This window comes from Allostigmatella hybrida, assembly GCF_020103775.1.
Lineage (GTDB): Bacteria > Myxococcota > Myxococcia > Myxococcales > Myxococcaceae > Hyalangium > Hyalangium aurantiaca.
The window spans coordinates 20377-30179 of record NZ_JAHXBH010000050.1 but is presented as its reverse complement, the minus strand read 5'-3'; the positions used below and the strand labels follow the sequence as shown (position 1 = coordinate 30179).

The window sequence follows — 9803 nt, the reverse complement described above, 5'->3', positions numbered from 1 at the left end:
ACGAAGCGTCTTTCCAAGGGTCAAAGCCTGCAAAATGCACTGGCTCTTCGCGTAGGCCTCGCGCACTCCCCACTCTCCATGCCCGGACGGCTCTTTGACTCGCTCGTCCGGGGACTACCCCCTCCATCACCTTGAAAGGGGTGGCACTGAGGACTAGGCCGAGGGAATTTGCAGCTCCAACGCAACAATGGAGGGCCTCCGGCGAGAACTCCAAGATCGCTGTGCGCTCTGAGCCCTGAGGGGCCCAGGCATACATAAACACACGTTGCACTACTTTCTCCCCTTCCACGCCGGTTCTCCGAGGTTCCCCATGGGCGTCGATTCCACGCGCAGCTCGTCTTCTGGCTCCAGCTCGGTCTCTTCCCGCAGCAGCACCTCCCAGTCGTCCTCTGCGAACGCCACCACCAGCGTCAACAAGACCACCCCGGACGTGGCCCAGAGCAACCCCGTCGCCAAGACCCCGACGGTGAACTTCGATCAGAGCACGTTCGAGCCGGCCAAGGACGTCGCGTCGATGCCGAACCTCATGTCGTCCACCCCCATCCGGAACCAGCCGATGGACGCGGCGGCCTTCGATCCCGCCAAGGCCCTCGAGGCGGCGCCCGAGCTCCTGGGGGCCACCCCGCTGAACCCCACGCCGCAGACCTTCGTCAGCGACTTCGAAGTGCCCAAGGGGCAGCTGACGTTCGATGCCGAGGGCCTCGAGACGAGGGGGGCCTACTTCAGCCGCGAGGCCCACTGGCCCGGGGGCGCGTCCGGGGTCACCGTCGGCCGCGGCTACGACATGAAGGGGCGGTCGGAGGAGACCGTTCGCTCGGATCTGATCGCCGCGGGCGTGCCCGATGCCGACGCCGAGCTGCTGGCCCAGGGCGCGGGGCTGGAGGGCAAGGCGGCCTCCGACTTCACCAAGCGGGAGGATGTGGCCGCCATTGAAATCACCCCCGCGGCCCAGAAGGAACTGTTCACCAAGGTGTACGACCACTACGAGTCGGAGGTGGAGCGCATCTCCAACAAGGACGACACGGTCGCCAAGTACGGCAGCGTCGACTTTGACAACCTGGATCCCGCCATCAAGGACGTGGCCGTGGATCTGCTCTACCGGGGCGATTACAAGCCCTCCACCCGGACGGAGATTCAGCAGCACCTCGTCAACAATGATCTCCAGGGGCTCCACGACCTGCTCGCGGATGAGAGCAAGATGACCGGTGACTGGGGCGTCCCGCAGGATCGCTTCGAGCGGCGCCGGGATTACCTGCAGGCGGCGCTGGACGCGCAGGCGGCCGCGGCTCCTCAGGAGTAAGCGGGAAACCTGAACGAAGCAGCCGTCCGGCAGCCCGTGGCCAGGCCCTGGTTACACGGGCTGCCCAATGAGATAGGTGATCGCCATCCCCTGCACGCGATGCACCCCGCTCCTCCAGCGGTACCCGTCGCCGCCGAGCCCTGTGGTCAGCCTCTCGAGATCCTCGGGAGCATAGGTCCGCAGCGACGACACCACCCCATCCCAGAGAATGAGCAAGGGGAGGATGGGCACCAGATAGGTGAGGGCCAGGCGCCACCAGCGCACCGGGCGGATGAGCAGGGTAAAGCCCCACACGAGGGGGCCGATGAGCAGGCACTGGACGAGGATGTACGGCAGCGTGCGCTGGGTGAGCTCGAAGGCAGCGAAGGGAACCCTGCGCGCGGCGGCATCCGCGAGCAGGGCGCGGGCTTGCTCCGGAGGGAAGTGGTGCAGCCCCTCGAACAGGGTCCGCACCCCCGCCAGCTCCTCGGGGATGCGGGTGGCATCGACCGGGGTGTCACGGTAGTGCACACCGGGCGGTAGCGCCTGCCCCGGGGTGGGGTGAAGATCGGTGAGCACCACCTCGGCCTGGCCGTGCACCGCCCGCAGCGCCGGGAGCAAGGTGCGCCACGGGCCCCCCGCGCCAGAGCAAAGGTCAACGATCCGGTCCGTGCCCGCCGTGCGGAGCAACTCCGCCAGTTGAGGCGCTACGCCATCGTAGGGCCGCAGGCGGTCGAGCACGACGCGCAAGTAGTCGGTCTCGCCACGGCGCAGCGGCTCGGGCAGCCACGGCTGGTCGAGGAACTCGAACAGTTGGAGGCGGGGAAGCAGAGGCATGGAGAAGAGCATCCAGCCTGCTCGCGGCCCGCGCCACAAAAGGTGCTCGTGACGCGTGGCGGCCCCCGGCCGCTGCAACCCAGGCGAGCGTCCAGCCATGCGCCCCAGCCCTCCCGTCCGATGCCGTCACACCCTCTCCTGCTCCACCCTCTCCAAGTGATGGCGGCCTGTCATGGGGAGAGCTGTGTATGCAAACACCCGTTTCTCGGAAGAATCGCCGTGTGGTGGCCACCGCGCTCTTCCTGTCCTTGAACGCAGGCTGCTACCACTACGGTGTCCAGGTGCCAGCCCCGGCCCCCGCGACAGAGCCCCAGCGAAAGACAGTCCACTCGCTCGCCTGGGGGTTGTTGAACAAGCCCCAGGACGTGACCGCCATCACCTGCAAGCCCAGCAATGCGCTGGACGAGGTCCGGGTCACCACCCACTTCGGTTACACCGTCCTCACCGCGCTGACGCTCGGCTTCTGGTCTCCGCTCCGGGTGGAATGGCGCTGTGCCAAACGGCCGGAGGAAGAGGGCGTGATCGGCCTCCAGGTCCCCGCACTCCAGGAGGCCCCTCATGAGTGAGCAAGCCGCCGGACTCCAGTCCCTCGTGATCGATACGCGGCAGCACACGTGGACGAACAAGCATCAGACCTACACGCAAAAACTCCTGGGGATCTATGACATCTGGAACCCCACCGGAGAGGGCTCGCCGCTCGAGCGTTACAACGCGACGACGCGGGGCCTGCAGGAGCTCATCGCCGATGCGGTGATGGACCGCATCCACCTCCGCGCCCTGGGAGGCGGCTGGTCCCTCTCGGGCGCCCCCGCGACCGATGGCCGCCTGGTGAATACCAAGCCGCTCAACCTCTACTTCCGCCTCACGCCGGAGATGGTGCATGCCCAGTACACGGGCGACGCCGCCGGGCTGCACTTCGTGCAGTGTGGCTGCACCATCGTGGAACTCAACGCGCGTTTCCGGCGGCTGGGGCGCTCCCTGAAGACGAGCGGCGCGAGCAATGGACAGACCATTGCCGGCGCGCTGTCCACGGGGACGCATGGCTCGGCCATCGACACAGGGGCCATTCATGACACCGTCGCCGGGCTGCACCTGCTCGTGGGGCCGCAACGCCACATCTGGCTCGAGCGCGCCTCCCGTCCAGTCACCTCGGACGGGTTCGCGCGCCGGCTCGGCGCCGAGCTGGTGCGCGACGATGCGCTCTTCGATGCCGCCCTCGTGAGCTTCGGCAGCTTCGGCATCATCCACGGCGTGCTGATGGAGACAGAGCCGCTCTTCCTGCTGAAGATGTACCGCCAGCGGCTGCCGCTGGACAGGGCTCTGCGGAGGGCGCTCGACACCCTGGACTTCTCGGGCCTCGCGCTGCCGGGTGGCGCCGAGCGGCCCTATCACTTCCAGGTGGTGGTGAACCCCTTCGCGCCCACCCACAGCGCGCACGTCATCACCCTGTACCGGCGGCCCTTCCGGCCCGGCTACGCCCGGCCCGGGATTGACCTGGACGGCATGGGGCCGGGCGACGACGCGGCGGCCTTCATCGGCCTGGTCACGGACCTGGCTCCGCCCGCCATTCCCTTCGCGGTCAACCAGGTGCTGTCCAGGGCCTATCGGGACATCTATGGCGTCGAGGGGACGCTCGGGGAGATCTTCACCAACACCACCATCCGAGGCCGGGTGGCCAGCACGGCGATGGGCCTGCCGATCTCCCGCGCCACGGAGGCCCTGGACCTGGTGCAGGACTTCAACCGGGAGTCCGGGCCCTTCCCGGTGCTGATTGCTTTCCGCTACGTGAAGCAAACCCAGGCCACACTGGGGTGGACACGCTTCGAGCCCACCTGTGTCCTGGAGCTCGACGGCCCCTTGTCGGACCGCACCCTGTCGCTCTACCGGCGCGTGTGGGCGGCGCTCCGCGAGCGCGGCATCCCGCACACATTCCATTGGGGCAAGCAGCTCGAGCTGGGCGCGGAAGCCGTCCGGGAGATGTATGGAGATGCCATCGACCGGTGGCTCGCCGCCCGGAACACGCTGCTCGACGCGGAGTCACGGCGTGTCTTCTCCAACCGTTTCCAAGAGGAGCTCGGGCTGGCGGCGCCATGAGCCGCTCAGCCCGTTCTCCCTCTACCGCTCGTAGAAGAGGAGACTCGGATCAAGGAGGGGACCCGGGCCGGCCAGGGTGCCGAACACGATGGCATCCCAGGTCTGGCGCCAGTCTGTATACCGAGACACCAGGGAAAGCGCCCCACGCCCATCCACGGCGTACAGCTCTCCCAGCCCCGCGCTCCGGTCATAGAACAGCAGTCCGTTGGCGCTGAGGCCAGAGATGCGGCAAGGGATGATCAGGTCCCAGCTCTGGCGCCAGCCGGTGTATTTTGACAACCGGGCGATGTCCCCCTGCCCGTCCACGGCGTACAGCTCTCCATGCCCCGCGCTCCGGTCATAGAACACCAACACGGTGCGATTGGCATCGCTGGTGGACTGGGTGAAGGGGACGATCAGGTCCCAGGTGCGGCGCCAATCGGAGTGCCGTGATACCCGGGAGAGGTGGCCCTGCCCATCCGTGGTATAGAACTCACCTTCGCCTACGGACCTGTCGTAGAAGAGGAGCGAGGTGAAGACCTGTCCGGTGCCAGGGGAGACGTCCAGGGGCATGATCGGAAGGATGGCATCCCACGTGCGGCGCCAATCGGTGAAGCGAGCAACCCGGAAGACGCCTGCCTCACCGTCCATGGCGTGCAGTTCTCCCAATCCTGCTTCCCGGTCATAGAAGAGCAGGGAGTCTCCCTTGCTGACTTCCAGGAAGTGGTCCGCGAGGATGAGATCCCAGCCACGGCGCCAGCCGGTGTGCCGCTTGAGCAGTTGAAGTTCTCCCTGAGGCCCTTCGGGCAGGTAGATTTCAGCCAGTCCTGCCGTGCGGTCATAGAAGAGCAGGTTCGTGGCCTCCGTGAACTCCATGTAGGCCCCTGGGATGAGCAAGTCCCAGGAACTCCGCACGTTGCTCTGGGTATACGCGTGCTCGAGCTGGCCCTCCAAGAAAGTATAGGCTTCCAGCTCTCCTCTGGGCTGAATGGACGGGGTTTGGCTCTCGGACAGCGGATGTGGCTCGTTCTGCATGTTGCCTCCAGAAAGTGGGCGCGGGGCCCCCTTTAGACATGGTGGGCCAAAGCCAACCGTTGTGAGCAACCCGCTGTCGAGCCCCCGGCTGCCTTCTCCCAGTCCCCCGCCGGGGACGCGCACCTCCTTCAGGCCAATAGGCAATTGTTCCTGGCGGGACATCTTTTCCTCTCCAAGAGAGGATGGTGTGTGGATGGTATGTGGGGGTAAGGGAAAAACCCGGATCTTGGCCTTGTTGAGCACGCTTTGTGCGCTGGTGGCAGGGCCCGCGAGGGCTTTCGATGAGGCGGCGGCGGACCGCGCCCTTCAATTTGCCCAGGAACAGCTCGTGCGGACGGCCTCGCAGGTGCCGGCGAACCAGTACCCCAAGAGCTCTCTGCCCAATGGGACATGGCGGCTCATCCCCGCCACGGACTTGCTCGGTTGGACGCAGGGGTTCTTCCCAGGGGAACTCTGGTACATGTACCAACAGACGGGGGTTGCCACCTGGCGGGTGCGTGCGGACACGTGGACGCGGAACCTGGAGGTCCAGAAGAGCAACATGCAGACGCATGACCTGGGATTCAAGTTCATCCCCAGCTATGCGCTGGCGTACCAGCTCACGGGGGATGACTACTACCGGCAGGTGCTGCTGACGGCCGCTGGCTCGCTGGCCTCCCGGTACAACCCGCGCGTGGGCATCATCAACTGTTGCGACTGGAACCCGGACTGGCAACTTCCGCTGGTCATCGACACGATGATGAACCTGGAGCTGCTGCTCTGGGGCGCCCAGAACGGTGGGCAGGTGGGTTGGCGGGACATGGCCGTCAACCACGCGCTGCGGACCCTGAGCGATCTGGTCCGTGCGGACGGGAGCACCTTCCATGTCGCGGACTACGATCGGAACACGGGAGCCCTGCGCTTTCAGGGCACCTACCAGGGGTATTCGAACACGTCCACCTGGACCCGGGGGCAAGCCTGGGCGGTGTATGGCTACACCCTCCTCTACCGGTACACGCGGGATCCGCGAATGCTGGAGGCCGCGCAGAAAGTCACCAACTACTACCTGAGCCGCTTGCCTGCTGACGGCATTCCGCCCTGGGACTTCGATGCCCCTGCCAGCCAGATGCTCAAGGATTCCTCGGCTGCGGCCGCCGTGGCCTCGGCTCTGCTGGAGCTGACGAACTACGTCCCGGACGCGAGCACTCAGCTCCAGTACTGGAATGCCGCCATGCAGATGCTCGACACGCTCAGCTCGCCCGCTTACCTGGCCGCAGGCACGAACAGCCCCGGCATCCTGCTGCATGGCGTGGGCCATTACCCTGCGGGCCAGGAGGTGGATGTGAGTCTCGTCTATGGGGACTACTACTTCATCGAGGCCCTGCGCCGCTTCAAGCAGCAGCCCATGCCGCCGTCTCCGGGCATCTGGTACTCAAGGCTCTTTTTCGCGGAAGCCGTACGGGAGCTCGGCCCGGGCAACACCGGGCTCCGGACCATCGAGTTCGATGTGACGCCCTTGGACGCTTCGATTGATGGCGTGGTGGGCTACGCGGACAGCGCCACGTCCGTGACGGCTTACTCCCAGCTCTCCATGCTCGTGCGCATGAACCCGAGTGGTTGGTTCGACGTCTACAATGGGACGGGTTATGCCGCGGCCACCACGCTGCTCTACGTGGCCAACACCCCCTACCACGTCCGCATCTCCGCGGACCTCGATGCCCGTCAGTACAGTGTTTGGGTCCGCCCGCAGGGGGGAGCGGAGGTCCTCCTGGCAGACCGCTACGCGTTCCGCTCGACCGCGCCTGTGATGGACGATATCGGCAAGGCCGTGCTCAAGAGCGGCACCCGGGACAACGAGTTCCGGGTGGCCAACCACACGGTGCGCGCGGTGGGCGAGACCTGGTACTCGCGCCAGGGGTTCTACGCGAGCCTGCACGCGCTGGGGACAGGGAACACCGGAATGCAGAGCATCGAGTTCGACGTGCGGCCCTTGCGCGCCCCCATCGACGGCGTGATCGGCTACGCGGACAGCTCCACCACCGTCACGGAGCGCTCGCACCTGGCCATGGCGCTCCGGATGAGCCCGAACGGGATCTTCGAGGTGTACAACGGGAGCGGCTACGCGGCGGTCAACCGGGTGCCCTACACGCTCAACAGCATCTACCACGTGCGGATGGTGGCCGATGTCCCCGCCCAGAGGTACAGCGTTTGGATCCGCCCGCCGGGTGGCACGGGAATCCTCCTGGCGGACCGCTACGCCTTCCGCTCCGATGCGCCACTGACCGATGAGCTCGGCCAGCTCTCTCTCAAGAGCGGCAGCAACGACGACTACTGGGTGGCGAATCACACCGTGAGGTCTGTCACGGGCGCTCGTCTCGCGCTTTCGCAGGAGGTGACGCCCTTGAATAGGGACGCAGCGGGTGAATCCCAGGAGCTTGCCGCGGGTTGCTCCACGGCCGGGGGGAGTGGCGCACTCGCGCCCCTGGGGTTGTTGCTGTGGCTGAGCCAGCGGCGAAGAGCTTCCAGGCGCTTTGGCGCCGGCTGAGCGTGTCCACCATCAACCTGCTCTTGCCTCACAGGTGCTGGAGAACCTGCTTCGCACGCGCCCTCGGAGCGCCTTCCACCTCCAGCACCTCCACGCCCAGGGAGTAAGGGTCGTCAAGGAGAAGCTCCTTCAGCTTCTCGTCCACGGCCAGGCGCAGCTCCTCGTCTTCCGAGGCGGAGCGCACGATCCGGTCCGGCCGCTCGATCCCGGCTAGCACGATCAGATCGAGCTTCCGCAGGGCGCTGCGTACGCGCGGGAGCAAAGGCCCGGGCCTCGTCGGCACTCCAGCCGCCCACACCCGCGCCGTCGTTGAAGCCCGAGCGGGTCACGCGCACCTCCAACCGCCCCACCCGGCCTCCCCAGGTCCAAGCATCGGCATGCGCTGCAGGCGCGGTAAGGAGGAGCAGCAGGGCGAGCGCGGTCCGGAACGTCATGGCGCCGATCATCGACTCTTCCCCATCGGAAGAACAGGCGCGGTCCAACGCTCCTACTGGAGAACTTGGTGCCCCTCGCTGGGCACCGGTAGGCCTCGCACGGAACGACCACTGATGTAAGGTCGCCTGTCCCTTTGCGAGGCATCCCATGGACAGGCCCTCCAACGTCGCGCTGCACCCTGCCCTCCTTCCGCCCGGTACCGTGGTGGGCTCCTGGCGCGTGGTGGCCTGGGCAGGCCGCGGCATCCATGGCGCCGTCTATCGGGTGGTGCCTGTAGACCCTGAGGGCGCCCCTCCCCTGGCCCTCAAGCTCGCGCTGATGCCCCGGGATCCGCGCTTCGCTCGCGAGGCGGAGCTACTCTCACGCCTGCGCCATCCTCACATCCCGAGGCTCTGGGAAGACGGGGAATGGCAGCATCCCTCCGGCACCCTTTACCCTTTCCTCGTCATGGATTGGGTGGAGGGCACACCGCTGTACGATTGGGCCCAGCAACATCCACCTTCCTCCCAGCAGGTGCTCCGTCTCCTGGCCCAGCTCGCCCGTGCGCTCCAGGCCCTGCACGCCCAAGGCTGCGTCCACCGGGATATAAAGGGAGACAACATGCTGGTACGGCACGCCGATGGGCATGCCCTGCTCACGGACTTCGGCTCGGGCCGTTACCCCCAGGCCTCGACGCTGACGCAGGACACGTTGCCTCCCGGAACCCCCGCCTACCGTTCTCCGGAGGCATGCCTGTTCGACCTCCAGTTCTTCCGCGACCCACAGGCTCGCTACTCCGCCGGGCCCACGGATGACATCTATGCGCTGGGCGTCACTGCCTACCGGCTCGTCACGGGCAAGTACCCCGAACTCGCGGAGCCCTTCAAAGACGATGCAGGCCTCTGGCATCTGGAGGGCGTTGCCTCACCCGCTCCAGGTGTCCTCAATCCTCGCGTGTCGCCACAGCTCAATGCAGTGATTCTCCGCATGCTCTCGGTGCATCCCCCAGAGCGTGGCACCACCCAAGCACTGGCCGAGGCAATGGAGCAGGCAGCGGAAATCCTTCCTCCAGAAAACAGCCAGCGTCTCTTCGCGCAGGAGACGAAGCCACAGCCTGCTCAAGAAATCGCTTTCAAGGAGAAATCTCCCAAGGCCGCTGGCTCCCAGCTACCTCCAAGGCATTGGAGGACCCGGCTAGCAACAACCGCAATGCTCGTCGCCCTTGGCTCCTGGGCAGGGTGGTTTGCGCATGGCACCTCTCAACCTTCATCCAATGCTGTCAGGCGGGAAGCGGCTGCTGACGACGCCAAGGATAAGTTTCCATCGGGATTGGGAGACGTTGCTGCGTCCACCTCCCCCGTGCCCGCTCCCACGTCATCCCTTCAAGTCACGTTGGCGGAAGACAACCCGCCTACTCCTGTGCCAGGACAAATGCGCCCCGATGCTAAAGGACGCTGCCTTCATAAACGGCATGTTGCTCTCAATGGGGGGTGCTGGGTGGAATTAGAGCGCGAGAACTGCGAGGCGCTCAACGTGCCGCACAAGACAAACAAAGGCACCTGTTACGTACCGGTATTCTCTCCCCAACGGCTTCCTACGTCCGTCCCCGCGACTCAGCCTTGAGATAATGCTGGATCTCAT

At 66.0% G+C, this 9803-nt stretch carries 8 protein-coding genes; 5 read left to right on the top strand and 3 right to left on the bottom strand.

The features are described from left to right. Positions 1-310 precede the first annotated feature (310 nt). A complete protein-coding gene (locus tag KY661_RS36175; RefSeq protein WP_225414543.1) occupies positions 311-1300 on the top strand; it encodes a pesticin C-terminus-like muramidase in 990 nt (329 codons plus the stop codon). Between the two features lie 51 nt (positions 1301-1351). Here KY661_RS36175 and KY661_RS36170 read toward each other — a convergent pair whose 3' ends face one another. Continuing rightward, a complete protein-coding gene (locus KY661_RS36170) occupies positions 1352-2116 on the bottom strand; it encodes a hypothetical protein (protein WP_225414542.1) in 765 nt (254 codons plus the stop codon). 188 nt (positions 2117-2304) lie between these two features. Between KY661_RS36170 and KY661_RS36165 the strand changes: the two genes are divergently transcribed. Together KY661_RS36165 and KY661_RS36160 are read left to right on the top strand one after the other, a co-directional pair. Further along, positions 2305-2682 (top strand): Bor family protein, encoded by a 378-nt coding sequence (locus KY661_RS36165; RefSeq protein WP_225414541.1) that lies wholly within the window; start codon positions 2305-2307, stop codon positions 2680-2682. Next, positions 2675-4210, top strand: a complete 1536-nt coding sequence (locus tag KY661_RS36160; RefSeq protein ID WP_225414540.1) for an FAD-binding protein — start codon at positions 2675-2677, stop codon at positions 4208-4210. The genes KY661_RS36165 and KY661_RS36160 overlap by 8 nt, the downstream gene beginning before the upstream one ends. Positions 4211-4231: 21 nt before the next feature. On the opposite strand, the gene KY661_RS36155 is transcribed toward KY661_RS36160, so the two are convergent. Further along, a complete protein-coding gene (locus KY661_RS36155) occupies positions 4232-5224 on the bottom strand; it encodes a hypothetical protein (protein WP_225414539.1) in 993 nt (330 codons plus the stop codon). A 235-nt stretch (positions 5225-5459) separates the two neighbouring features. Between KY661_RS36155 and KY661_RS36150 the strand changes: the two genes are divergently transcribed. Next, a complete protein-coding gene (locus KY661_RS36150) occupies positions 5460-7748 on the top strand; it encodes a glycoside hydrolase family 88 protein (protein WP_225414538.1) in 2289 nt (762 codons plus the stop codon). Positions 7749-7776: 28 nt separating this feature from the next. On the opposite strand, the gene KY661_RS36145 is transcribed toward KY661_RS36150, so the two are convergent. Beyond that, the gene (locus tag KY661_RS36145; protein WP_225414537.1) at positions 7777-7965 is read right to left on the bottom strand and encodes a hypothetical protein; all 189 of its coding nucleotides are present in this window, start codon (positions 7963-7965) and stop codon (positions 7777-7779) included. A gap of 365 nt (positions 7966-8330) precedes the next feature. On the opposite strand from KY661_RS36145, the gene KY661_RS36140 reads away from it, so the two are divergent. Further along, on the top strand, positions 8331-9785 hold the full coding sequence (locus KY661_RS36140) for a serine/threonine-protein kinase (protein WP_225414536.1): 1455 nt from the start codon (positions 8331-8333) through the stop codon (positions 9783-9785). The last annotated feature ends 18 nt before the right edge of the window (positions 9786-9803 follow it).